The sequence below is a fragment of the Chlamydia sp. 17-3921 genome, from assembly GCF_902705545.1.
Taxonomy (GTDB): Bacteria; Chlamydiota; Chlamydiia; order Chlamydiales; family Chlamydiaceae; genus Chlamydia.
Genome location: NZ_CACSHH010000014.1, coordinates 15,466 through 41,678, shown reverse-complemented (window position 1 = coordinate 41,678; position 26,213 = coordinate 15,466). Strand labels below are relative to the sequence as shown.

Below are 26,213 nucleotides of genomic sequence, written 5' to 3'. Positions count from 1 at the left end.
TTAAAAAGTTTAAAAAGGCTTGTTGAATTTACAATATCTTTATTTTTTCTCTAAAAACAGACGGATAAGAAGAAAATTTATGTTAAGAAATTATAAAAATACTTTTTTCTGGATTTAATGAGTTGAACTTCTAGTAATCTTTTTATTAAAGAGAGATAAATAATAAAATATTATATAATTCAATAAGTATTTATATTTTGAATGTCAACTTGTTATTATGAGTATAAACTCAAATCCACATTCTCAAATTGAAACCTCGTTAGTCAATACTAATGTTTTAGGACAAATGATTCGAGAATCTCAAATGAGTCCTAAAGCTATAAGCATCTCTTTTCTTGTTTTAGGAATTCTACTTCTTCTTGCAGGGGTTCTCCTACTCACACTTCCTGGAGTTGTCCCCGCAATAGCTATGTCCCTTGGAACAATTAGTATTGGAATAGGAGCAGCTCTACTTGCTATTTCTATTTCTATCTATATTTTTAAAAGACGTCAACCGATAAAACAAATCATAGATTTAACAGAACAGTTATTAGATACCCGTAAGATTTTAACGAATAAAGATGCCGAATTAAAGCGTCTTCATGAACAAGTTATTACAGAAAATGCCAATCTTAATGAAGAACTTAACGATCTTAAAGAAGAGATTGAGAAGCTTCGTCAAGAAGAAACATCTTTGAGAAATCGTTTAAAAACAGCTCAGAGTGCTCAAGAGCTTGAAATCAAAGAAAGAATCAGAGTACAAGAAGAACAAGTTTGTTTTAAGAATGAATTAGGACAGAAGGTTACAAAGTTAGAAGCTTCGCTTAAAGAACAGAAAGCAGAAAAAAAATATCTCGAAAGCAAACTTGTAGAACTAAGTTCAGTAAAAGAGACCTTATTATCGCGGTTGGCTCTTTTAACCGAATTGAATGCAGATTTGACTATTGACGTTGGCAAATACACAAAAAATAATCGAGATTTGCAAAGTAAATTAGAAGACCAAAAACTCTTAAATATAGAATTAAAAAATAGTTTAGATGAGTTAGCGAACACTGAAGAAACAAATAAAGCTTTATCAAAAACGATAGAACAGCAAAAGATATTAATCGATGGTTTACGAGAAAATCTTAATAAATTAACTACTACCGGTGGAGCAGGAGCAACCCCAACTCAACAAGAAACCACTTTGAAAGGAGCCTTGGGAGCTGCATGGTCTAGGATAAAGGAAAAAAGGAAGGATAAGGAGGATCAAGAGGATCCAAATAAATAAAAACTTTCCTATCTTTAGGATTCAGCCTCCATGTTTGCTTGAGACACTATCACTTGGTTTAAAAAGTCTTCTGCTTTTTTAAATAGAATTTCTTGGGAACTCTCTACACTTGTGTGCTCTTGAATAATTTGATGAATTTTTGGATGATCTGCCGCTGAACCACATTCTATAAAGAACTTATCTTCATCTTTAGTTGCATAGAAGAAATCTGTTCCTAGAACAAGACTTGATAAAATCCCCAATTTTTCTGCATGAAAAAGATGAAGACGTAAGTCGTTCAAAGATTCCCCCACAAAAGCTTTTACAACATTTAAACCGATAATTCCTCCGCGTGCGGCAATTTCTTTAGCATGAGCGTCAAGGAGGTTTCTAGGGTGGTTTGCTACTGATCTGAAGTTTGAATGACTAGCAAGGATTTTTAAATTGGGAAGTTTGTTTAAGGTATAGTCTAAGATATCTTCTGTAAGCTTATCACTACAATGACTTAAGTCCACGGGAATAGCAAGTTGATTCATAAGATCTAATAAGTTTTTCCCGTCACAGGAAAGTTTTCCAGGTTCTAAAGCACCTCCCCCAAAACGATTTTTCCAATTCCAGACTAGGCTGAGATAGGCTATAGGACCTTCTTTTATTAGTTGTATAAGGTAAGTAAAAAGTTCTTGGAGGGGTTGATTATCAGACCCAAGCCCAGAAGCATTTTCAAGACTTCGAATAATTGCTAGGTAGGGTCTCTCTAATATTGTTAAAGGTCGAAAATTTTCGTAGGTAGCTAATACAACATGAGGATCTTGTTCTGGGAGAGAAAAGAAAAGCTGATTTTGCTGAGCAAAGCTAGGATTGTCTTCATTGTGAGAAACAAATAGAGCGCAGACCTGTTTTTTTACTCCTCCTAAGCGTAATTGTTCTGGAGAACAACGTACTGCTGGGTCGCAAGAGGAAAACGTTGGGTGAGAGAGAAGATCTCCATGAATATCGATAATCATAATGGTCCTACGAGTTCTTTTATAATATAGGGAGATAGATATGGGGAAAGTTCGGGGTAAATGGAAGTCTGAGGATTATAAATAAAAAGAGCTGAAGGTGAGCCTAATTGAAGAGCTTTTCTTAGTGTTGGAAAAAAATTTTTTGGCTCTGGATTCTCACAAATAAGACCTTGGTATTTTTGATGAAGATCTAAAAAATTTCTCAGATCTTTGGTATTTAAAATCGTTTGAATAGTAATTCTTTTAGAAAAAGAATGCTGAGTGGTACAAGAACGAAGAGCTAATGTTTGTAAGCGCGTTTCTATTAAAGAACATGGAATCAAGCCTTCTCGATAAAGAACAAGAGGATCTGCAGCTACAACTGTAGATTCTAAGCCTTTAAAGCAAACTCCATCGAATACACAGAGGTCTTCAGATGAAAAATCTTCAAAAACTTCCTCTGCAGATAGAGCTGGAGGTTTATTAGAAATATTTGCTGAGGTCCCAACTATAGGTCCACAAGCTTCTATGAGACTCTGAACTATTGGATGATTTATTATGCGAAATGTAAGAGTTTCTTGAGGGTAAGACAGGTTGTTATTTTTAACCACTAAAGAAAGAGGCCCTGGAAGAAAAGATTCTATCAGTTTAAGTTCTTTATCATTTAGAGACCGTAAAGTCAAGCTTTCTATAGCTTCTAAAGAATTCGCATAAACTGCTAGGTTTTTATTTTTATTACGATTTTTTATTTGATAGAGACACTCTTGTGCTTTAAGAGAATTAATAGAACATACCAAACCAAACACAGTGTCTGTAGGAATAGCTACAACTTTTTCAGAGTATATGTGCTCTATAAGGTCTTTTAAAGAGGTGGTAAAGTAAGCTCTAGACACAAAACTTTAACTTAGGTTTTACGAATTGAAGAGTAAGCTTTTCAATAAAAATAAGATCAAAACATTCCAAATCTATTTTTTTCATCACAATTATACGCTTCACCTTTTTTTTTGAAACAGAATAAATTCTTGATATCTAATAAGATTAAGATTATTTTTTTTATTTTTTAAAGTTCTTATGACAAAGTATTCTTTTTTTCGTCGCAATATTGCTGGTATTGATGTCATTGAATGCCCAGGAAATCCCAAGGATCCTGTGATTATCTTATGTCATGGTTATGGAGCAACAGCTGATAATCTAACTTTTTTTCCTTCTGTTTGTGTCTTTGCAAATATGCGTCCCACATGGATTTTTCCTAATGGAATAGAGCGATTGCCTCAAAATTTAGATTATGGACGTGCTTGGTTTCCTTTAGATGTTCCTTTATTTGAATCTTTAATATCCGATAATTCAGTCTCTCCTACAAAAGAACTTAAGTACAAACAACTCTTTGATATAGATTTAGAACGTCCCAAAGAAGCAATAGAAAATCTTATAGCAAGTCTTAATCGTCCTTTTAAAGAAATTTTCATAGGAGGTTTCAGCCAAGGAGCTATTTTAACAACGCACTTAGTTTTAACATCACAAAACGCTTACGGTGGAGCATTAATTCTTTCTGGAGCGCGTTTATTTAATAAAGGTTGGGAAACTGGGATACAAACATGTGCTGATGTTCCCTATTTACAAAGTCATGGATTCGAAGATGCCATACTACCCTATTTCTTGGGGACGCAGCTTCAAAGTTTGTTATCAGAAAAATTACATGGGGAATTTGTTTCTTTCTCTGGAGGACATGAAATTGGAACAAGTGTTTTACAAAAGATGCAAGAATTTGTCCCTTTTTGGGCAAATTATAGCTAAGATTTTTTTTGCAAAGCTTGATTTTTTAAAGATATAAGTTGCAAGGCAACCCATTCCAAAATGCTACCTGCTGATGAAGAATTCTCCAATGCTTGATAGGCATTTTCAATGGTTGCTAGAACCTTCTCTAAAGAGAGTAATGGTAGTTGAAGGGAGATTTCTATATATTGTGGATAAGTTAATTCTGAAGCTTTGCATCCCAAATTAAGCATATAACGGTCACGATATAGATATAAAAGAACTTCTAACAGGTGCTTTACTTTATTTCTAAGAAGATATTTCTCTTCTTCTGCACCGCCTTTTACGATCTGTGCTACTTTTGTAAGAGGTAGATTTCCTAAAGCATAACATTTTAGATATTCTATAATCTCTTCATTTGGTGAAAAAGCCTCTCCCCCTTCTATAAAAATTGTTAAACTTCGAGATAAAACTGTTGAGGGTAAACATTGTAGCTTCGTTGTTGTTAATATTAAAACTGCATGTATAGGAGGTTCTTCTAATATTTTTAAAAAAGCTGAAATCGCAGCTAATGGCATACGATCAGCTTCTTGTATAATATAAACCTTATGAGATGCTTCATAAGGTTTTATCCAAATCTCCTTTTTAATTTCTCTGGCAAGATCTATAGAATGTATTTGTCCTTTCCCCCCAGGAAAAAATTCATAAATATCTGGATGAAGTCTTTTAAGAATTTTATGTTTAGCTTCTGGTGATGTTCTCAGAATGATTTCCGAAGCAAGATAATATGCTTTAGTTTTAAGAATTTCTTGTTGAAGATTATGTAATAAAATTGTTGAAGGAGTCTCTTGAATTTGAATTTTACGTAATAAAGCAGACCAACTTAAAGAATCTGAATTTTCTGCTGACATGCTTACCGTATAAAATGTAAAATCTGTTCTATAGAATTCTCAAGTGTTTGTTGAGCATCTAAAATTAAATAACGATCAGGATGAGTTTGAGCAAGACTTAAAAAACCTTCGCGAATTGTTTGGTGATAACTTAAGGGCTTTTCTTCAAATTTATCTAAAGTTTTTTGTTGTATTTTTCTATGAAGTCCTACTTCAGCAGGAACATCAAGCAATACAACAAGATCAGGAAGAAATGGTTCATCTCCTATAACATGATTGCAAAGATTAGAAACAAAATCTGTACCAAGTCCTTCTGTAATTCCTTGATACACTATTGTAGAGTCATGAAATCTTTCGCAGAGAACAATATGTCCTTTTTTTAGAGCTGGTATTATAGTTTCTTGTATATGCTGAGCTCTTGTCGCTAAAAATAGAAAAAGCTCAGCATATCGAGAAACCTCTGTTTCAGATTTTTGTAAGATAATATTTCGAATCTGTTCTCCTAAAGGGCAACCACCAGGTTCTCTCGTCATAACAACAGAATGATTGTTAGCAATCAAACGCTGTTGCAAAGCTTTTGCTAAAGAACTCTTTCCAGCCCCTTCACCTCCTTCAAGAACTATAAACATTTTCTTCTTCTAGTAACTCTGTTTCATCGTTTTCATTAGAAGATAATTTTTCCATTGCAACGAGAACATCTCTTTCTTTTAAATGTACGAGACGAACTCCTTGAGTGGATCTTCCCATAACACGAACATCCTGCATACTAATACGGATAGCTTGCCCTTGCCCAGACATGAGTAAAATACTATCATTGTCTGTAACTGGTATTGCTCCTAGAACATCTCCATTCCTTTCGTTGATTAGGATAGAGCGAACTCCAATGCCGCCTCGATTAGTTTCTCGAAAATCTGTAACTAGAGAACGTTTTCCGAATCCATTTTCACAAACTACAAGCACAGATTGGTTATCTGTAATGACTTGACAACTAACAACGCAATCATCTTGATTTTTTAATGACACTCCACGAACTCCACGAGCAGTTCTTCCCATAGGGCGGACTTTATCATGAGGGAAGCGTACTGCCATTCCTAATTTTGTAAATAACATTACCCGATCTTGCTCACTAGTAACATGACAGGCGGCAATAAGCTCGTCACCGTCGTCTATTTCCAATGCTCGAATACCTTTCTTTCTTGGATTACTAAAAGCATTTAAAGAAACTTTTTTTACAATTCCATGTTTTGTTGCAAGGAACAAGAATCCTGCATTCTCAAAATTTTTAACATTCAAAATTGCTGCAAGTTGTTCTCCAGGACGAATACCTTCTAAAAAGTTAATAATAGGCTTTCCTTTGGATCTTCTTTCTCCCTCTGGAAGCCGCCAAACTTTTAGCCAATAACACTGTCCTAAGTTTGTGAAAATCAAAAGATAGTCTTTTGTTGAAGCGGAGTACACAGTTTTTAAGAAATCAGAGCCTTTTTTCATATCAAAGCCTGTAACGCCATGTCCTCCTCGGCGCTGCTCTCTAAAAACTTTTATTGGCATTCTTTTTACGTAATCATCTCCAGATATGGTAATGATTACAGATTCATTTGTAATGATATCTTCGATATCACGAATATCATCAGCGTCAAATTCTATTGTTGTTTTGCGGGGAATTCTATGGTGCTTTAAAAGATCTTGTAATTCTGTTCTTATAATATCTTTTACTAATTCCTCACTAGAGAGAACTTTTTTATAATAAATAATTTTATTAAGTAGTTCATCGTATTCTTTTTGTATTTTTTCTGCTTCTAGTCCTGTAAGTTGAAATAATCGAAGATCTAGAATTGCAATAGCTTGAGCTTCTGTAAAACTGAATAATTCTATAATTTGTTGTTTAGCATGTTCTTTATTATCACTTTCTCGAATTGTTTTAACAACAGCATCTAAACATGATAAAGCTTTTAGATAACCTTCTAAGATGTGAGCTCGTGTTTCAGCTTTATTAAGTTCGTAACGTGTTCTTCTTCGAATAACCTCTAAGCGATGGCGAACCCATGCTGAAATCATTTTATGGATGTTCATAGTCCTTGGAAGATTTTTATCCAAAGCCAACATGTTCGCTCCAAAAGTCACTTGAATATCGGTAAATTTATAGAGCCTGTTAATCGTAATTTCTGAAGATTCTCCTTTCTTTAACTCGAGAACAACACGAACTCCTTCCTTATCAGATTCATCTCGAACATCAGAAATTCCTGTTAAAGTCTTATCATTCACAAGATCTGCTATTTGCTCTATGAGACGAGATTTATTTACATTATAAGGAATTTCTGTGATTACAATGCTTTCACGATGCTTATCAGCATTTTCTTCAATATGAAAACGTGCTCGAACTTTTATTTTTCCTCTGCCTGTATGATAAGTCGAGCGAATTCCTTCGGAACCACAAATAATTCCTCCTGTAGGAAAATCTGGACCAGGCATAACCTGAAGAATTTCTTCGATAGAAGCAGTGGGATTGCTTAAAAGCAGTAAAGTTGCTTCAATCAGCTCTCCAAGATTATGAGGAGGGATGTTTGTTGCCATTCCAACAGCAATTCCTGATGATCCGTTGCAAAGGAGATTCGGAAATTTTGAAGGAAAAACTATGGGTTCATGTTTGGTTTCATCATAGTTGGCAACCATATCAACAGTGTCTTTATCCAGGTCTTCCATTAAAGAGATAGCACTGTGAGTTAGACGAGCTTCTGTATATCGCATGGCTGCAGGTGGATCCCCATCTAAAGAGCCGAAGTTCCCTTGGCCATCAACAAGAGGATAACGCATTGCCCATTGCTGAGCCATTCGTACTAAAGTTGGATAAATAACACTTTCGCCATGAGGATGATAATCTCCAGAGGTATCCCCACAGATTTTCGCACATTTTCGGTGTTTGGCTCCTGGAGTTAGATTCAATTGCTTCATAGCATAAAGAATACGTCTTTGTGAGGGCTTAAGTCCGTCACGGATATCTGGAAGGGCTCTAGAAATAATCACAGACATTGAATAACGAAGGTAACTCTCCTTCATTTCTTCTTCTAGATTCTTGGGAATAATGATTTCGTCGTTGTGCAACATGAGGGGTTTAGACTCCTAGATATCTAAATTATTCATACGAATGGATAAGGCATGACTTTCTATAAATTCTCTTCTTGGTGGGACTTCTTCTCCCATAAGCATGGTGAAGATATGATCTGCTTCTACAGCATCTTTTAAAGATACTCGGATCAAAGTTCTTTGTTCAGGATTCATTGTTGTATCCCAAAGTTGATCAGCATTCATTTCTCCAAGACCTTTATAACGTTGGATCTCTATCCCTTTTCTTCCTATGATTTTAAGATAGTTAATGACTTCTTGAAGAGTATAACAACTGTAAGGAGGATTTTTTGGATCATCACTTAAAATTTGAATAGTATGACCTTGTGGAGCAAGATAGTGACGTATTTCTAATCCATAATCTTTAAGTCGATTCTGAATCTCTGAAAACACTGCAATTTTATAAAGTTCTACAATCTTAGATGAATCTTTTCCTTGGACTAAGGCTTCTTCCTTATCTTCATCAGAATAAAGATAAACACCTCCTTGTTTCCCACTTGACGGGACAAGATAATACAAAGGGTATCCTAGAGGTTCTTTATACATCTCTAAAAATTCTGAAAAAGGGATAGCTTTTTTTTCTAAAGCTGTAATGAAATTTTCAATACTTAAGATTATCTTTATAAAAGATTCAAGAGCTTCTTTACATAATTCTCTTTTTGTATCAGCAAAAACAATCTTACATTCCCTCATACCCAAAGTTAGAAGATAGTCATCCATTTCATTTTCAGAAAGAATATAACGAAACTCTTTCCTCTTACTTACTTTGTATAACGGAGGCTGAGCAATATAAATGCACTCATTTTCTATGAGTGCAGTCATATGACGATAGAAGAAAGTAAGTAATAAAGTACGGATGTGAGAACCATCAACATCAGCGTCTGTCATAATAATAATTCGTCTATAACGAAGTTTCCCGAGATTAAAAGTGTCGGAACCAATCCCACATCCCAAAGCGGCAATAATTGTACCTATTTCTTGGTTTTGAAAGACTTTTTGAAGACGGGCTTTCTCTACGTTTAAGATTTTTCCTCGGATAGGTAAAATCGCTTGAAATCGGCGATCCCGACCTTGTTTTGCTGAGCCCCCTGCGGAGTCTCCTTCAACGATGTATACTTCACACTTCTCTGGATCTTTTTCTGAGCAATCAATAAGTTTTCCTGGAAGTCGAGCGCTATCCAAAGCACTTTTTCTTAAAGTTAATTCTCGAGCTTTTTTTGCTGCTTCTCTTGCTTGAGCAGCAACGAAAACTTTCTCAACAATCATTTTAGCGACTTGAGGGTTTTCATCAAAAAATGTTGACAATACTTCTCCAGTCACTTGTTGCGCTACAGAACCTACATCCCCATTTCCTAGTTTTTGTTTTGTTTGTCCTTCAAATTGGGGATTTGGAACTTTTACGGAAATTACAGCAGTTAATCCCTCTCGAATATCCTCTCCTGTGAGAGAAAGTTTTTCATTTTTTGCTAGGTTGTGAGCTTTAATATAGGCATTTAAAACTCGAGTTAGTGCTGTAGAAAATCCTGTAAGATGTGTTCCTCCTTGACGGGTAGGAATATTATTTGCATAAGAATAAATTAACTCAGAATACCCAGAGTTCCATTGAAGAGCCGCTTCAAATTCAATATCACCATCATCCCCAGTTCGATTTCCTAAAATATAAATAGGTTCTGAGAATAGACTTTCTTTATTCTGGTTGAGATAACTAACGAAAGATTGTATACCCCCATCATAAAAGAAAATAACTTGATCGAAACTTACATCTCGATCGTCTTCAAAATAAATCTTTATTCCACGATTAAGAAAGGCTAGTTCTCTTAATCGTTTTATTAAAATAGCTCGATCAAATGTACTTACAGAAAAGATCTTTGTATCGGGATAAAAAGTAATTTCAGTACCTTGACGTTCTGTAGAGCCTAAAATTTGTAATGGGGTTACTGGTGCTCCTCGAGAAAATTCCATTTGATAGATTTGATGATCTTTGAAGACTGTTGCCACAAGTTTTTCTGCTAAAGCATTTACGCAGGATACCCCTACACCATGAAGTCCTCCAGAAACTTTATAACTATCTTTATCGAACTTACCTCCAGCATGAAGTACTGTCAAAACGACTTCTAAAGCAGAGATTTCTCTTCCCTGTTTTATAGACTCTCTTTTATGGATTTCTATTGGAATTCCACGACCATTATCAGTAACTGTTATTCCACCATCTTCCAATATCCGAACATGGATTTCAGAACAATATCCAGCCAAAGCTTCATCTATACTGTTATCGATAACTTCATATACTAGATGATGAAGCCCAGAAATACCTGTATCGCCGATATACATTCCGGGGCGCTCGCGGACAGCTTGTAACCCTTCTAATACGGTGATAGCCGAGGCGTCATAATTTTTTTCTTTTAAGTCCATAAACTATCCCAACAAAAACTGTATCTCCTGAATCTTGGCATGAGGAGCTATTTTATGTACGCAAGAAATTAACTCACCTTGATTCGTTTGCTTAAGCTGCGCATATAAAGAAGAATTATACACTTTTACCAATAAAACATGATTCTTAAAGCCTATAGCTTGAGACATTCCCACATACTTATCACCCAGAAACTGATTCCAAGCGTCTATGACTTCGTGAGGCCTTGAAGACATAATTTGTTGAATCTCTTTCAAATAAACTTGTAAACGATGTTTTGCATGTTTAATCGGAGATGCAGTTCTTTTGTTATAAGCTTTTGAAAATTCTCGCTTTTTTCTTTTTAAGAACATACTTCCCTCGAAAGACGATGAGTATAAATTTTTGATATTATACTATATCAAAAGAAGAGCCTTGTATATCGTAGTGAAACGAAAAAAGTCAATCTAGCAAAAACTTTTTTGCTTAAAATTTTAAACAATAGTCTCGTTTCTTACATTTTCTTTTTGAAAAGGGTCTTTTTGAGAGTGCGTATTTTCATTACTTGTGTGAGAAGCATCTGTAGTGGCTGTTATTAACTTATCAGCAGATGCCCAAACTAGCTCACTAATTCTAAAAGCAAGAGAATGAAATACGGCAAGAATTTCTTCTTTTGTCACACTTTTTTCTGGTTGCTCATACAATGGTATAGCTTTGGCTACTAATTTTACAATTCCATATAAAAATACGGCTACAATTGCACCTATAACGAAAAGAATAGCTAGAGAACTACAGATTGCAGCAAGCAAAACATATCCAATAAGACGAACGAGAAAACCTAGTAGCTTACAAACAATTTCTGTAATAAATATGAGACTTCCAACACCAAGAATTTCAAAAACAGCACGAAAACAATGTTCTGTAGCATAGGCAGGAGAAGATTGGAAAGAAGAGCTATTTTCAAGAACTTTGATGTTCGTTTCTTTAGGTGTTGTTAAAGCTACTGCTCGAATTCTTTCCATGCCGACAATAGCTCCAACAAGAGGAATACTTCCTAGAAAATTTGTCAAAAATTTTGAACAAGAGGTAATCCCAAAAGGAGAAACGTTTGGATTGATACTGATCATATAGACACCTCCGTTTAATTTATTTTGTTGGAGAAGCAGTAGTATTATCTATCTGGATAGGTTTTTCTTCTATGATTAAATTATCGCTTTCTAGCCAATCCATAAAAAACTTAACTACACGGTGATGTAAGAAGTCGATAGGATGGTAAAGTATAAGCAAACAAAGTCCTAAGAGATAGCCTAAAGCAAGAATAAAAAAACAAATGAAAGTGGAAAAAATCTCTATAATGGTTACAACAAGCCCTAACCCGGCTATCTCCATAATTCCACGTATATAGTGTTTTACTTTGTATTTTGTTGTCGATTCTGTTTGACATACGTTATCACCTAGGCTTCTAACAATAACCCTTGCTACTTTTCTTTCGTCTCCCATGCTTCCTATATATGCCGAAACAGCACAAATTCGTTTATACCCTATATAAATTCCAAGAATAGGGATAGAGCCGAGAAGGTTTGTTACAATATCTTTTGATACAAAAGGAGAAAACGCGGAGCCATAGGGAGCTGGAGGAGCTACAGTAACTGACATAAGCTTACTAGAATAAAAAAATAAAAAAATACTATATAGATATGACAATCAATTCAATGATTTTTTTTAAGACTTTGATAGAGATCTTTGCTTTAAAGCTCCCTCAAGAACAGATATAAGAAAAGCTAAAGCCCGCATAAAAATAATGGTAACAATCCCTGGACAAACCATGTAAAACAATATAAGACCGTACAAAAAACCTATAAGGCAATGATAAAACAAAATCAAAACAAGCTCTAAAATAGTCAGCACAATGCCTAACCCAGCCATTTCTAGAGCTCCTCGGATATAATGTTTTATCTTATATTTTTCTATAGTCTCAACTTCTATCGATTTTTCAGAAAAGAAACCTAAGTCGACATTTTGAATAAGAATAGTAGAAATTTTATTTTTACCAATTACTTCGGCGTATGTTGATATCATCACGATTCGTTTATACCCCATATAAATCCCAACAATAGGGATAGAGCCGAGAAGAATTTTTCCGAAATCTTGTGGAGAAAAAAATACTGAGAAAGCTGACTTTAATGGTGGGACTAAATAAGACATAAAAAATCGAAAAATTTTAAGAGGAAGTTAGAGTCAAAATATTTCCTTGATATCGACTCTCAAAAAAATCTTTAACTCTATCGCTTTGCAAAAGCTGCTTTAATTTTTGAATTGGTATAGTGTTTAGATCTTCTCTACGAACAACGACAATATTAGCATATTTAGAAGATGTTATATCTTCTAAAAACAAACTATCTTTTTGTGGAGAAAGTCCCCCAGAAATAGCAAAATTTCCAGGAATTATAGCAGCATCTACATCTGGAAGAGAGGACATAAGCAATGGAGCAGCAATCTCACGTATAGAGATTTTCATTCCATTTCTAGGGCACACATCTCTTGCTGTTGCATTTAGAAAACTTGATTGTTTAAATGAAACTAGTTCACAAGTTTTTAAAAGATCTAAAGCTCGTTGAGCATTTGTACGATCAACTGGAATGGCAATAGTAAGTTTAGTTTCATTTTTAAGATCGTTTATTGTTGCAAATTTTTTGGAATAAAGTCCCATGGGCTCTAGATGAACTTTGATGAGTGGAATAAGGTCGTCTAAACATCTATAGTGTTTGCATTCATCTAGAAAAAAATCTTCATGCTGAAAATAATTAGCTTCTATTTGTTTGTCCAATAACAAGCGATTAGGAATACGATAGTCATCAACAGGGAGAATTTTTAGACGTAATCCAAGGTCTTGAGCTTCTTTCTCCAAAAAATAAAGAAGCTCCGCATGAGGTGTTGGACTTGCTGCTATGCGTATAAGATCCTGGGATCCTTGATTATGACATGATCCTAAAAGTAACGATAAAAATAGAACAGTTCCACCGAACTTTTGAAAGAAACTCATAAAAGACCTCGATGTTTTAGAATACTTCGACCACAAACATCTCCAAGAATACGTACGGTTTCAATAAAAAAAAGCGTAATGATTAAAACTAGCGCTGTAATTTTCCATTCGAAACGATAATATCCATATTGTAACAAAACTTGACCTAATCCCCCGCCCCCAACAAAACCAGCTAAAGTAGAGCATGCAATAAGGTGGATTACTAGATTTTTAAGGGAAAAAATGAGTTGAGGATAAGCCTCAGGAAAAAGGATATCTTGAATAATTTTTCGCCTTGGAATTCCTAAAGCAATTGCAGGTTCTAGATGAGTACGACAAGCATGTTGAAGAGCATCGGATACTGAGAAGGCAACAAGAGGAGTTGCACCAAGAGTAAGAGGTATTATAGAGGCTGTTGCACCTAATGAAGTTCCAACAATCCAGCGAGTTAAAGGAAAAAGAATGACTATCAATATGGCAAAGGGTATTGCAGAAAGAAAACTAAGAACCATAGAGATGGTTGTATATAGAGTTTTTCTAGGACGCAAGCTTCTTGAAGCCGTATAAAATAAACTTGTTCCTAATAAACCACCCAAAATACAAGCAAAAAAAAAGGCTGCTCCTACCATATAAATAGTGCTCCCAGTTTCAAGAAGTAAAAGTTGAACAATATTTGTTTGCATAGGAATTCAAATTACCTAAGGGTTAAGTTCTTTAATGATAACACCTTGATCTAAAAGAAAGGCTTTGGTCTTTTTTCGATTTTCTTGAGATCCCTCTAATACGACAATAAGAAACCCCATAGGAATATTCCGAAATAGATGAATATTTCCTGAAAGAATGTTTACAGAAACAAGACCTATTTTAGTAATATGACTAATGATACCTCGTACAGCGAGATCTTTAGGGAAACCTAATCTAAGAAGTTCTTTATTTTTTGTTAGGTTTGCAATAGATTTTAATAAAGAATATTTCTTAGAAGTTTCATGAAAAAGCTCTTTTGTAATAGAGTTCTGGGTTCTTAAAAATAACTCATCAGTGGCTCCCACCTCTTCTACTCTCCCATTATGTAAAATTAAAGAGTGAGAACAAAGATTTTTTATCACATCCATTTCATGGGATACAACAACAAGTGTTAACCCCCGATGTTCATTCAAATAAAATAATCGTTCAATAACATCTTCTGTTGATCTGGGATCAAGTGCTGAAGTAATCTCGTCACAAAGTAAGACTTCTGGGTCACAAATAATAGCTCTTGCAATAGCAACTTTTTGTTTTTGTCCTCCACTCAGATTCCCTGGATAAGCATTTTTTCTATGATCAAGGTTTAAAAAATTTAATATTTCAGAAACCTTCTCCTGAATATGGGCTGAAGACATTTTAGAATAATGTACTTCCAAGGGATATGCAATATTTTCTGATACAGTCTTTGTAGAAAACAATCCGTAATTTTGAGAAATATAGGCGACTTTTTTTGCAAAGCTCTGCCTTGAAAAAGGTTTTAGATTATTCTGAAAGCCTGCTATTGAAAAAGTTCCTGAAGAAGGTGTTTCAAGAAAATCAAGACATCGCAACAAAGTTGTTTTACCAGAACCACTATGTCCAACGACACCAAAAACCTCTTTTGGATAGACAGAAAAGGAAATCTCACTAAGAAGATTTTGATTTCCAACTTTCTTACTAAGATTTTGAACAGAAATAATTGGAGGAGATTCCTTTAACACACAATAAGTCCATGAATCTAATTGGTTTTATTTTTAAGGACTCCAATTTAAAGTAAAGCTTCTATAAATTAAACTGTAAAGTTCTATCCTTTCTACAAGAAAGGATAATCGAAAAACAAGGCTACTTTATAAGATCTGGAAAAAGATGCTTTAAGAAGTCTCCTGTAGTAATAAGTCTTGTAAGTTCTGATTCTGATATTTTTAAATTAGTTGCAAGCTCCCAACGCTGCTGTAAAGTAGGTATTCCCAATACAAAAGCTCCTCTCAAACATGACATAATAAGACCATTTATTATGAAAATAGCTTTTGAAGGTAAATACGTTTTTAAAACTTTTTGTAAACGAGAAGCTTTTCTAAAAATATCCAAAAGTCTGAATAAACGTTGTGGAGATATTTTTTTATTTTTATCAAAAAATTCTTTTAATTCTTTAAAAGAACGGACTATCTCTGGAGCGCCTTTAGCTATAGCAGCACCAAGAAGAATTTTCGAATTCGGAAGAACCTTTTCTAACTGTCCTAGAACTTTTTGACACTCGGAAGAAAACTCTTCAAGACTTTCATTCGACTCTTCTACTTGAGTATCTATAGAAGCGAGGTATCTTCGAAGTTTTTTAGGAGACAATTCATTACGAGGGATTAAGGTTTGATCTAGAGATTTTTCTATATCTTCAAGAGATCTACGGTCCAATATAACTTTTTCAAAATTAGGATAATGCCCAGAACATGCTGAAATGATAGATCCTATAATGTTACCATTCTCTAGTAAATTTAATATGACTTCTTTTTCTTCAGAAGAATTCGGAAGACTTTGTACTGAGCCAACAATATTAGGATAAAGATTTGGATCTCCAAATATCCAACCTGTCAAAACTATATTTAATCCTAAAAGAACATTCTTTCGTTCATCAGCCCCCCCTTCTTGACTTCTAAAAGCCTCAGATATAGAAACTAGTAATTGCAAGGCATTTTCTGAATTATGAAAAGCGTTGTGAAGCCAAGTTGCTCCAAGTTCTGAGCTAGATAATAATTCTGAAGCTCCAGAAAGAACACTTAAAATAACACTATCTTTTGAGCCTATAGGATTAAAAATCGCTGTAATATCTTCTCTTGAGATGAGCGGTTCTTTTTTCAACTTTCTAGCAACAATTTTCGATACAGTCTTGCATAGAGTGTCCAAAGCTTTTTTAACAGCATCTTGGCGTTTTTTATAGAAAGGACAGGATGCTACAGAAGGGTTTGTTTTATTCGGAACAATGTACTTACGGAGATCTAAGGTGCTTGCCATAAAATGTTGTTCTAAAACTTCTTCTTCATCACCACTACTAGAACTTATTGCCGAAGACTCTGTTTCAGAAGGTGGCTCTTCCTCTTTTGTTTCCGGGAAAAGTAGTGTTGTTTCTTCAGAAGGTAAGTCACCTGTTGAGGGTATATCTTTGGGAATTGGTCTAGGATCAGCTTTAATTTCTATACTCTTAGGCTTTTGACGTTTTTTAACCTTGGTAGGTCTTTTCAGATGCTTATATTGCGACGGACGTGATTCCTCAAGGCTTTTTAATTTCATCACTTCAATAGAATCCGAAAGAGCTTCTGTTAAACGATCTGTCGCGCGAATATGAGAGATTAAACAACCTATTGCCACTCCAGAAAGAACAATAGCTACAACTCCTAGAGTAACACCGACAGCAATCGGTATTCCAGGAATTAGCTGTAGTAAAACTACAGCTAAAAGAAGAGCTGCAGCCGAAACTGCAGAAATTAAAGCTATCGTTTGCCTCTTCAGAATGGATGTTGCTACTTGCTTGTCCTCAGGAGAAAGCGTGTGTCTCGCTATTCTCGAATAAGCTTCTGGCAAACTAACCATAAAATAATTACAACATCTTGTGATATCTTTATTTTATTAGGAGAAAAAATAGAAGCATATCTTTAATTAGAGTATTTGTGTACTCAACACTTTTTCATATAAAGATTCTTGACAAAACTACCAAAATACAACCAATATAATGAACCCTACTAAGGAGGCTTTTTCTACAATGAATATTTATGATTTTTTAGGTGATGAAGGTGAAAACCTCCTAACTCACGAATGTAAACACATACGCAAAGAGAGTCTTGCCCTTCCTTCTCACGATTTTGTTGATAAAATTTTTATCTTTTCAGATAGAAATAATCGTGTGTTACGTTCTTTACAAACTTTATTTTCTCACGGAAAGCTTGGGGGTTCGGGATATTTATCAATTTTACCTGTAGATCAAGGTGTAGAACACTCCGCAGGAGCTTCTTTTGCTGCTAATCCTCTATATTTTGACCCAGAAAATATTATAAAATTAGCTATGGAGGCAGGGTCTAATGCTGTTGCTTCTTCTTATGGTGTGTTAAGTCTTCTTTCTAGAAAATATGCTCATAAAATTCCCTTTATTTTAAAGCTAAATCATAATGAACTTCTCTCTTATCCGACTTCTTATCATCAGATTTTTTTCAGCCAAATAGAAAGCGCATATAATTTAGGAGCTATAGCTGTTGGAGCAACTATTTATTTTGGTTCAGAAACCTCTAACGAAGAAATAGTTGCTGTCTCTAAAGTATTTGCTCGTGCTAGAGATTTAGGGTTGGCTACCATTCTTTGGTGCTATTTAAGAAATTCTGCATTTATAGTTAACGGTACGGATTATCATACTGCTGCAGATCTTACTGGTCAGGCAGACTATCTAGGGGCGACTTTAGGAGCAGATATTGTGAAACAAAAGCTTCCCACTTGTCAAGGAGGCTTTAAGGCTGTTAATTTCAGTAAAACTGATGATAGAATTTATTCCGAATTATCTTCAGACCATCCTATAGATTTATGTCGTTACCAAGTATTAAATAGTTATTGCGGTAAAATCGGTTTAATAAATTCTGGAGGTCCCTCAGGTAGCAATGATTTTAAAGATACAGCTAGAACTGCAGTAATTAATAAAAGAGCTGGTGGTATGGGATTAATTTTAGGAAGAAAAGCTTTCCAAAGACCATTTTCTGAAGCAATTCAACTGCTTAATTTGGTGCAAGATATCTATCTAGATCCGAATATTACTATCGCTTAATTTTTATAAGGATTCTTATGCATACACATTCAAAATCTACTAAACCTCTAGGAACATTCACAGTAGGAATGCTGTCTCTAGCTGTGGTAATTAGTTTACGTAATCTTCCTCTTACAGCAAAACATGGCCTTTCTACGTTGTTTTTTTACGCTGTTGCTGTTGGATGTTTCATGATTCCTTATGCACTTATTGCTGCAGAATTAGCATCTTTTAAGCCTCAAGGAATCTATGTGTGGACTAGAGATGCTTTGGGTAAATGGTGGGGTTTTTTCGCTATTTGGATGCAGTGGTTTCATAATATGACATGGTATCCTGCAATGTTAGCTTTCATTGCAAGTAGTATTGTTTATAAAATTAATCCAAATTTGGCTCATAATAAGATTTACTTAGCCATGGTGATTCTTGCAGGATTCTGGGCATTAACTCTCTTTAACTTTTTGGGAATCAATACTTCTGCTATTTTCAGCTCGGTTTGTGTGATCTTAGGAACTTTAATTCCGGGAGTTATTTTAGTAGCTCTTGCTATTTTTTGGATTTTATCAGGAAATCCCATAGCCCTGCCTATTTCCTGGGGTGATATGCTTCCAGATTTTAGCAATACATCATCTTTTGTTTTACTGTCTGGGATGCTCTTAGCTTTATGTGGTTTAGAAGCTAATGCTAATTTGGCCTCTGATATGGTAAATCCAAGAAAAAACTATCCTAAAGCAGTTTTTATTGGAGCTATTGCAACCTTAGCAATTTTAGTCTTAGGATCTCTATCAATAGCAATCGTTATTCCTAAAGAAGAAATCAGCTTGGTTTCTGGTTTAGTGAAAGCTTTTAGCTTATTTTTCGAAAAATATAACTTATCATGGATGATTGGTATTGTTGTCTTTATGACAATTACAGGTTCTTTAGGAGAACTGAATGCCTGGATGTTTGCCGGTACTAAAGGTCTTTTCGTTTCTACACAGAATGATTGTTTGCCACGATTTTTTAAAAAGGTGAACTCTAGAAATGTTCCCACGAATCTCATGTTATTCCAAGCAATTGTAGTGACTATATTTACTTTACTATTCCTGTGTTTAGATTCTGCTGATCTTGTTTATTGGATTTTAAGTGCTCTTAGTATACAGATGTATCTAGCCATGTACATGTGCTTATTTATTGCAGGGCCAGTTTTGCGCATCAAAGAGCCTTCTGCACAGAGACTTTATTCTATTCCAGGGAAATTCTGGGGAATTTGCGTATTATCCTGTTTAGGAATTATTTCATGTATTTTTGCTTTATGGATTAGCTTTCTTCCACCAAAGGAGTTAACCCAACTGTCTACAAGCTATACGACTCTTCTCCTTTTTGCATTCAGTGTGAATTGCCTTATTCCTTTTGGAATTTATTTCTCTAGAAAATACTTCGCATCAAAAAACTAATATGAAATTTGATATCCTTTTTTAGGATATCAAATTCTTTTCCAAGCAGAACCAAAATAAACCTAAAATTGCCTAACTACATTAGTAGTTTGCGAAAGCTGTTGTATCGTATGCTTAACAAGAATACCTTACTCCACCAAAGTATTAAGATACCTCTTTGGAAAAACAACCTTATCAACATCTCTTGTTTATAGTAAAAACTTCTTCAGAATCAATCTTTCCTCTCATTTTTTCTTAGAATAAAATTTCTAAGGAAGCTCCTCAGAAAATACATGAGGTAATAAAAATGTTAAGATTTCACCCATTTTAATAGCCTCTATAAGAGACTCTAAGTTTATTCCTAAATGAGTAGATAAAACTTCTAACTCTTTCTTTTTAGCAATTCCAACTCGAAACATTGCTGAGATTATAGGAAGAAACAAAACCTCCCATAGTTTTATTGGCATAGCTTTTTTTAATAAACCGCGAATAAATTTCTGATATTTTGTATTACCTTGAAAGACCTCTAAGAGGAGAAAGGGGTTTTTTGTTATTATCTGATGTTCTTTAAAATAAAAATCATATAAACCAATAAGCTCTTTATAATGTCTAGCTATAGACCAAGGAAACATCCTGTCCGTAGGATCTCGTAAGTTTAGACAAAAAGCAAAATGTAAATTCAATGAATCCATAAAAGCTCGTAAACGCAGATCATTTTGCATATATTCTATAGAATTCATCCCAGTTGAATACTGGGCATGATCTATTGCAGGGATAATTGCTTGCGTATTTAAATCAAATAGTGTTTTGATTTGTTCTTTAACTTCTTCTGTTTGAAAAGAAAATACGAGCTCTACAAAATTCCCACTATTTAAATAATGTCGAATTTCTAGGGTTAATAAAGATGAATCATAATCTTCAATTTGTTGAATTGTTTCAGTTTCTCTAAACCATCCATAAAACCAAAGATTTAAAAAATCCAAAGTCTTTCGATAAACTCCGTTTTGACTATTATCTGAAGGAGATAAAGAAATTAATTGGTTTGCTAAAACTTGCATCAAATCTTTGTTTTTAAGAATAAGAATAATGAAATCTGCACAAGGATGTTTTATTAAAATTTCCGCAAGATCGTTCAAACATTTACATAAAGAATACTTCGATCTACGACTAAGAAATTTCGGAATGAAGAGGTTCTTTATCTCATCTAAAATTCCTAGAATTATACCCGATTTTTTTTGACATTCTGAAATCGCTTGAAAGATCTCTACCATTAACGATGAAATGTGTTCTTCTAATATTTTCAAACGATTTTCAATATTTTTCAAAAAAGGAGTATTTTCTCGATAACATGAAGTTTCTATATAGATTTGCAAAAAGTCTGTGTGCGCTGAAATAGGTTGAGGAGGCTGCTCATCTTGTCTTAAGGAAAGATTCAAAATATATTCTAAAAATTTACGTTCCTTTCTAGAAAATGTTATTTCATCAATAGGTCGCAACTGAGGAACAGAAGACTTCCCCATATTTAAAACAAAAATTAAAAGAATCCCTAGAAAACAACTTACAACAATAGCTGGAAGAAAATATATCACTGCTTCAGAAAAAACTATTGCCTGACACGATACAAGAATAACAGCAAGTATCGATAATAAGGCAATAATAGAGAGAAATATTGTCGTGATAATAACGTCTCTCGACACAAGATTGTGGTAATGCTTTATATCAATAAGAGCAGCTTTAACATTGTCTTCTTTTATAAGGGGGATTTGAGAAGAAATAGCACCTCTGAATATTGGATATTTTCAATGAATCAACTAAAAAAGAAATAGTTCAGACAACCTGCTATTAAGAAAAATATTGTCATCGACATGATATCATTTAATGCTGTAACAATAGGTCCTGAAGCTAGAGCTGGGTCAACACCTAGCTTGGCAAAGAAAAAAGGGGTGAGCACTCCTAAAGTTGTTGCTGTTAAAGAAGCTCCAAGAACTCCGGCTGCTACAGTAATCCCCAATTGTAAGCTACCTCCAGAAAAAATATTTAAGCGTAAACAGCCCATTAAATAAACAACTACACCACAAAGAACTCCAAGCACTACTCCAGTCAATAGACCAATTGCCATCTCTTTACATATCGTTTCTCTGCGACGACCAAAAGATAATGTCCCTGTTGCCATACTACGAACTAAAATAGTGCTACATTGTACTCCGACATTTCCAGACATCCCATTAATTAATGGGATAAAGAAAATAAGTAAGGAAAGTAACTCTGGAGAAATTTTTTGGAAATAAGCCATGACAGAGGCACTAATTAATCCAGCAAATAGAGTTACTAAAAGCCAGGGAGCGCGAAGTAAAAATCTCTGTACGACATGACAACTATGATAACCAACGTCTTCCGTTGTTCCTGCCATTCTTGCGATTGTCTCATCAGCGATATCTTCTATTGCTTCAACGACATCTTCATAAGTAATCGCTCCAATTAGAAAGTTCTCTTCATCAACTACAGGAAGAGCTGATATTTTATAACGCTCTACAAGATCCACGACCTCTTCTCTCGTAGCATCTGGAAGAATCTTATGTTCTACTTGAGTCATAATCTGCTTTAGAGAAACTTCTGGAGGATTGATGATCAAGCTTCTGTCTGTAACAACACCTTGAAGCTCTCCTTTAAAATCTAAAACAAAAACCAATCGAGTTAAATCTATCCCGGGATTACTACGAATACAGGCTGAAACATCTTTAACAGTAGTTTCCATTAAAAATGCAAAGAATTCATTTGTCATTAACCTTCCAGCAGTGTTTCTCCCATGTTTTTGTAAATCACGAATTTTTAAAGCTTTCTTGGCATCTATTAATTCAAGAATTCTTCGATAACGACGATCAGGAATATCATCAAGAACCCAAACAGCTTCATCTGGAGGCATCTGTTCTATTAAAATACATACGTCAGCATCTGATAGTCTCCGAAAAATAGCCCATCTTGAAGCAGAATCTGTATTAATAATGAAAGCAACTTTAGAAGCCATACAAGAAAGGTTTTTATAAAGGATAGCTCGGGATTCCGAAGGAAGGCACGAAACTGCATAAGCAAGGTCTATAGGATTATATTCACTAACAATTTTAGAGAGATCGTGTGAGTGTATATCCGCAGATAAACATGTAAAAGCTTTTTCCAATTTAAAGCTTAGTTCATCGTCCAGATGACTTGTTTTTGAGTCCATCAAATTCCCAGAACTAAGAGTTGCATCTACTTTATCTTCATTTCGATTTAGCTCCCCAACCATAGACCGCCTCTCTGATCAGCTAGAATTTCATGAAAAGTATGTATTGCTCTAAGGTTCGCTAAATAAGGATCTTTTAACCATTGAGCTTCTGTAATTACCACGCCATGACAAATGGAGCTGACAACCATTTTCCATGCTCGTTCTACATCTTTCTCTACTGCATAGAGCTTTCCTAAAACATAGAAAGCTTCTGGGCATCCCAAAGAGATCGCCTGTTCTAAATAAAATTTAGCTTGCTTTCCTAAAGATAAGGTGTTTTTTTTCCAAAATAAAAACAAATATACTTTTCCTGACAAAAGTAAAACATTTTCATCTTCAGGATATGCTTGTCTTAAAATTTTTAAAATAGCTTCAGCTTCTTTAAAAAAGCTCTCTTCTTGAAGTAAGCTTCCTTTTCCTAAAAGAGTTGCAGCTAATATTAACTTAACTTTAAATGAAGATACAGAAGGATCGATTTTAGATAGTAAATTATAAGCTTCATTATAATAAGTAAGATTTTCTTGTAGCTCTCCCAATAAGTAGTATGAATGTCCCCAAAGCTCTAAAATTTCAACACGAAAACTTAACTCCCAAGCTTTTTGATAATGGAGTAAGGATTCCATAAGGAAAATCTCTTTATATACAACATCTGAAGAAGCTTCTGCTAAACACTTCAAAGCTAACCCTCGATCACTCCAAAATAAAAATACTTCAGGTCTTAAATCACATAGCCTACTAGCAACGTCCACAGCTTTATGCAACAACTTCGGATTTTTCTTTTTGACCCCCCAAGAAAAATATGCATCAAATAATTTTTGTAAAGATCCCAAAGAATTGTGATCCCATTCAAGACATGACTGAAAACAAGATATCGCCGAAGCAAAATTCGTATCATCATCAAAATACAATGCAGAACACAATTGTATGACTCCTAAAGCATAGACCAGAGTATGATTTCCAGGAAATGCTTTCATTACTGTAATTAAGCGTTGACGACTTTCTCTAAATAACCCAGGTTCTTCTAGATATAAACCTAAAATAGAAATTCCTGCAGCAAGAGAACCTGAAAGTGAAATAGGGTCTCTTGATTTTTTTTGAACAGAAGCTAACTTTTCTAAACCTGATTCAATAAATCTCATATTGTTATTGATCCACCCAAAACGAATCAATAACTCTCCCCAAATCTCCCATAAATATATAAGATGAGGAAAAGCTTGAATAGTTTGGTAGAGTATTTGTATAGCTTGCTGAAAATGTTCCTTTTTATAACTAACATCAAACAACTGTACAGCAGCTAATGCGTATCTAAAACGATAATTTTCTTGATCTCCCTCATCCTCTATTCTTCCAAAGCTTAAAAAAATCACTCGAGATAACTGCTCCATTCCAAGTTCTATATACAAAGACTTTCCTTTTCTAACTCCAGCACAAATCAATGCTTCTGCATAATCCTCTCTCATTTTTAAATTATTAGGAGATAGATCCACAGATCGCGAAAGATTTTGTATTCCATAAGTTAGATCATCTAACTCTAAGTATCTTTGATATAAAATTATGAAACTTTTACCTATGATATGATAAACATTTGCAGATGCAATAAAAGAGATCTCTTCCCTATTTATTCCTAATCGGAAATGTTCCCATCCTAAACTATTTTCTAATTGAGAATGAAGTTCTAAAAGTTGTTTAATCAAGTTAGCATTCTCTAAAACTTTCATAATATAATCTATATTCCCAGAAAGAATGAACATCTCAAAATGAATACATACTCTTGCAGAACATAAAGATAGACGATCAGAAGTACTGATTCCTAATTTAGGAAATAAAATATCAATATATGTTAAAACATCCGTAAAAACTTTTGGATCCTTATACTTCATTCCCCAAGTCATCCCATAAAAAATAATCTTTTTTAGAAAGACTGGGTGATCATGAGTCAGCATGAGGATAGTCTCTGCTAAAGCTAAAAAGCTTTCACTAGCATCTCCTTGAGACACTAAGAACTCTAGTTCTGAAATTAAGAAACCTAGATAATCTTGATCATAATCTGATTCCTCTAAAAAGATCGACTTTCTAAAGGAGATAAAAGGTGTAGATAACTTCATATCACTGTTTTCTCTATCTGAAATTAAGACCTTTTTAAATAATTCTAAGAAACTTTTTTAGATCCTCCAATCCAAAGGACATATCTAAAATGAAACTAAAGAAATTTTAAGAGTTTGTATTTTGTATCTCTTGTTGAACATTGGAAATCAAAGGATCTGTACAAGATTCCTTCTCGGGAATAAGGTTAATTGCAGGAATTGCTTTTGGTGAATTTTCTTTAGAATATTTCAAAGAAGCAGATCCTCCAGAAACAATATTCCCCTTATGAAACAATAGAAGAGCTTGAGGCTGGAAACAGCCCATAGAATAAAAAGCCTGTTGACCCAAGCCGTAGCGTCCACCCCCACCTTCAAAACGAAAAAAACGCTGAGGAACAAGCAACCAGAAACCTCGAGATCGAATTACATGATCATTCCAGCTTCGTTCCAAACGTGCCAAAGAAACGCGCCCTACAAGAGGATCTAATAAACCATAAAATAAAGTCATATAATAAGCTGAGCCATAAAATGGAGCCTTTAACACGTTCCAACATGAACGAGCTTCTTCTCTAAAGATATCTGTAAAAGTAAAATGTTCTTCTTTAGATAATTCTTTAAAGCAAAGCTTATCAATAAGCATCCGAAGTAAAATATAAAAAGGAATCACTATAGCTCGGATCAAATTATAAACCATTCTCAACAAAACAAAAAAAGGGGTTCCTATAAAAGGAAAAACAAATGTAGGCACTCTATCTTCTATAGCTCTAGGATACGAATAAACCAGCGCTATCCCAGATCCAGAAGTATCCAACGTAGATAAATCAGCATAACAGTCATCTGTATTATTCTTTAAAATAACCCCATCTTTATTTTCCCAGTAAAGAGGCATTGGAACCCAACATCGCTCCCCAAAAGGCTTGATCTTTGTTCCAGAAAGAATATCTGTCCTTTTCCCAATTCGAAAGAGAATAAACATTCCTCCGACAATTAAAACAGTGGGCAAAAGAATAGCGATCACAATTGCAGGCCATGTTAATGTTAATGCATGACTCTTCAGAGACCCTAACGCTATGGCCAACAAAACAATAACTGCAATTACACCCATAACAACAGCCAAGATTCGAGCTTTCCGACTAACTTGATACTTGGGAGTGACTGAAACGCTCTTTACACTATTGCTATCGATGATACGTTTGACACTGTTTTTCCAAGACAATGTGTCTGGAAAATCTGTTGAACAAACGGGCTTAAGAGCCTCATTAACAGCTTGAAGATTGAAGCACGACATAAA

The 26,213-nt window shown here is 34.5% G+C and carries 22 protein-coding genes; 4 read left to right on the top strand and 18 right to left on the bottom strand.

What is annotated here, in order from left to right:
* Window positions 1-217: 217 nt before the first annotated feature.
* A complete protein-coding gene (locus JMS40_RS03585) occupies window positions 218-1,249 on the top strand; it encodes a hypothetical protein (RefSeq protein ID WP_201456915.1) in 1,032 nt (343 codons plus the stop codon).
* A gap of 14 nt (window positions 1,250-1,263) precedes the next feature.
* Here the strand turns inward: JMS40_RS03585 and JMS40_RS03580 are convergent, their stop codons facing one another.
* Both JMS40_RS03580 and JMS40_RS03575 read right to left on the bottom strand, forming a co-directional pair.
* Window positions 1,264-2,232, bottom strand: a complete 969-nt coding sequence (locus JMS40_RS03580; protein WP_201456914.1) for a membrane dipeptidase — start codon at window positions 2,230-2,232, stop codon at window positions 1,264-1,266.
* Window positions 2,229-3,104 (bottom strand): L-threonylcarbamoyladenylate synthase, encoded by an 876-nt coding sequence (locus JMS40_RS03575; protein WP_201456913.1) that lies wholly within the window; start codon window positions 3,102-3,104, stop codon window positions 2,229-2,231. The genes JMS40_RS03580 and JMS40_RS03575 overlap by 4 nt, the downstream gene beginning before the upstream one ends.
* Window positions 3,105-3,282: 178 nt before the next feature.
* On the opposite strand from JMS40_RS03575, the gene JMS40_RS03570 reads away from it, so the two are divergent.
* Window positions 3,283-4,005: an alpha/beta hydrolase gene (locus JMS40_RS03570; RefSeq protein WP_201456912.1), complete on the top strand. Its 723-nt coding sequence runs from the start codon at window positions 3,283-3,285 to the stop codon at window positions 4,003-4,005.
* On the opposite strand, the gene JMS40_RS03565 is transcribed toward JMS40_RS03570, so the two are convergent.
* The 12 genes from JMS40_RS03565 to JMS40_RS03510 all read right to left on the bottom strand — a co-directional run bounded on the left by JMS40_RS03565 (window position 4,002) and on the right by JMS40_RS03510 (window position 16,969).
* Window positions 4,002-4,874: a DNA polymerase III subunit delta' gene (locus JMS40_RS03565; protein ID WP_201456911.1), complete on the bottom strand. Its 873-nt coding sequence runs from the start codon at window positions 4,872-4,874 to the stop codon at window positions 4,002-4,004. The two genes, JMS40_RS03570 and JMS40_RS03565, sit on opposite strands and share 4 nt — an antisense overlap.
* A gap of 2 nt (window positions 4,875-4,876) precedes the next feature.
* Window positions 4,877-5,482, bottom strand: coding sequence for a dTMP kinase (tmk, locus tag JMS40_RS03560; RefSeq protein ID WP_201456910.1), 606 nt, complete (start codon window positions 5,480-5,482; stop codon window positions 4,877-4,879).
* Entirely contained in the window at window positions 5,466-7,955 is a 2,490-nt protein-coding gene (gene gyrA / locus JMS40_RS03555) for a DNA topoisomerase (ATP-hydrolyzing) subunit A (RefSeq protein WP_201456909.1), read from the bottom strand. Before gyrA ends, tmk begins: the two co-directional genes overlap by 17 nt.
* A gap of 15 nt (window positions 7,956-7,970) precedes the next feature.
* Window positions 7,971-10,385 carry a DNA topoisomerase (ATP-hydrolyzing) subunit B gene (gene gyrB, locus JMS40_RS03550; protein WP_201456908.1) on the bottom strand — a complete coding sequence of 805 codons (2,415 nt, stop codon included), beginning with the start codon at window positions 10,383-10,385 and terminating at the stop codon, window positions 7,971-7,973.
* Between the two features lie 3 nt (window positions 10,386-10,388).
* A complete protein-coding gene (locus tag JMS40_RS03545; RefSeq protein WP_201456907.1) occupies window positions 10,389-10,736 on the bottom strand; it encodes a DciA family protein in 348 nt (115 codons plus the stop codon).
* Between the two features lie 120 nt (window positions 10,737-10,856).
* On the bottom strand, window positions 10,857-11,489 hold the full coding sequence (locus tag JMS40_RS03540; RefSeq protein WP_201456906.1) for a hypothetical protein: 633 nt from the start codon (window positions 11,487-11,489) through the stop codon (window positions 10,857-10,859).
* Window positions 11,490-11,508: 19 nt separating this feature from the next.
* Complete coding sequence (locus JMS40_RS03535) at window positions 11,509-12,018, bottom strand: hypothetical protein (protein WP_201456905.1); 510 nt, start codon at window positions 12,016-12,018, stop codon at window positions 11,509-11,511.
* A gap of 66 nt (window positions 12,019-12,084) precedes the next feature.
* Window positions 12,085-12,567 (bottom strand): hypothetical protein, encoded by a 483-nt coding sequence (locus JMS40_RS03530; protein ID WP_201456904.1) that lies wholly within the window; start codon window positions 12,565-12,567, stop codon window positions 12,085-12,087.
* A gap of 16 nt (window positions 12,568-12,583) precedes the next feature.
* Window positions 12,584-13,405: a MetQ/NlpA family ABC transporter substrate-binding protein gene (locus JMS40_RS03525; RefSeq protein ID WP_201456903.1), complete on the bottom strand. Its 822-nt coding sequence runs from the start codon at window positions 13,403-13,405 to the stop codon at window positions 12,584-12,586.
* Window positions 13,402-14,067 (bottom strand): methionine ABC transporter permease, encoded by a 666-nt coding sequence (locus tag JMS40_RS03520; RefSeq protein WP_201456902.1) that lies wholly within the window; start codon window positions 14,065-14,067, stop codon window positions 13,402-13,404. The genes JMS40_RS03525 and JMS40_RS03520 overlap by 4 nt, the downstream gene beginning before the upstream one ends.
* A 15-nt stretch (window positions 14,068-14,082) precedes the next feature.
* On the bottom strand, window positions 14,083-15,108 hold the full coding sequence (locus tag JMS40_RS03515; RefSeq protein ID WP_201456901.1) for a methionine ABC transporter ATP-binding protein: 1,026 nt from the start codon (window positions 15,106-15,108) through the stop codon (window positions 14,083-14,085).
* Window positions 15,109-15,229: 121 nt separating this feature from the next.
* A complete protein-coding gene (locus JMS40_RS03510; protein WP_201456900.1) occupies window positions 15,230-16,969 on the bottom strand; it encodes a CT214 family putative inclusion membrane protein in 1,740 nt (579 codons plus the stop codon).
* 169 nt (window positions 16,970-17,138) lie between these two features.
* Here JMS40_RS03510 and JMS40_RS03505 point away from each other — a divergent pair, with 169 nt between their 5' ends.
* Both JMS40_RS03505 and JMS40_RS03500 read left to right on the top strand, forming a co-directional pair.
* Window positions 17,139-18,185 (top strand): class I fructose-bisphosphate aldolase, encoded by a 1,047-nt coding sequence (locus tag JMS40_RS03505; RefSeq protein ID WP_201456899.1) that lies wholly within the window; start codon window positions 17,139-17,141, stop codon window positions 18,183-18,185.
* A 17-nt stretch (window positions 18,186-18,202) separates the two neighbouring features.
* Window positions 18,203-19,597 (top strand): amino acid permease, encoded by a 1,395-nt coding sequence (locus tag JMS40_RS03500; protein WP_201456898.1) that lies wholly within the window; start codon window positions 18,203-18,205, stop codon window positions 19,595-19,597.
* A gap of 248 nt (window positions 19,598-19,845) precedes the next feature.
* Here the strand turns inward: JMS40_RS03500 and JMS40_RS03495 are convergent, their stop codons facing one another.
* The 4 genes from JMS40_RS03495 to JMS40_RS03480 form a co-directional block, all read right to left on the bottom strand.
* Complete coding sequence (locus JMS40_RS03495; protein ID WP_201456897.1) at window positions 19,846-21,273, bottom strand: CT214 family putative inclusion membrane protein; 1,428 nt, start codon at window positions 21,271-21,273, stop codon at window positions 19,846-19,848.
* Between the two features lie 110 nt (window positions 21,274-21,383).
* Window positions 21,384-22,796 (bottom strand): magnesium transporter, encoded by a 1,413-nt coding sequence (gene mgtE / locus JMS40_RS03490; RefSeq protein WP_201456954.1) that lies wholly within the window; start codon window positions 22,794-22,796, stop codon window positions 21,384-21,386.
* A gap of 47 nt (window positions 22,797-22,843) precedes the next feature.
* Window positions 22,844-24,943, bottom strand: coding sequence for a hypothetical protein (locus JMS40_RS03485; protein WP_201456896.1), 2,100 nt, complete (start codon window positions 24,941-24,943; stop codon window positions 22,844-22,846).
* A 106-nt stretch (window positions 24,944-25,049) separates the two neighbouring features.
* A complete protein-coding gene (locus JMS40_RS03480; protein ID WP_201456895.1) occupies window positions 25,050-26,210 on the bottom strand; it encodes a hypothetical protein in 1,161 nt (386 codons plus the stop codon).
* Window positions 26,211-26,213 lie beyond the last annotated feature (3 nt).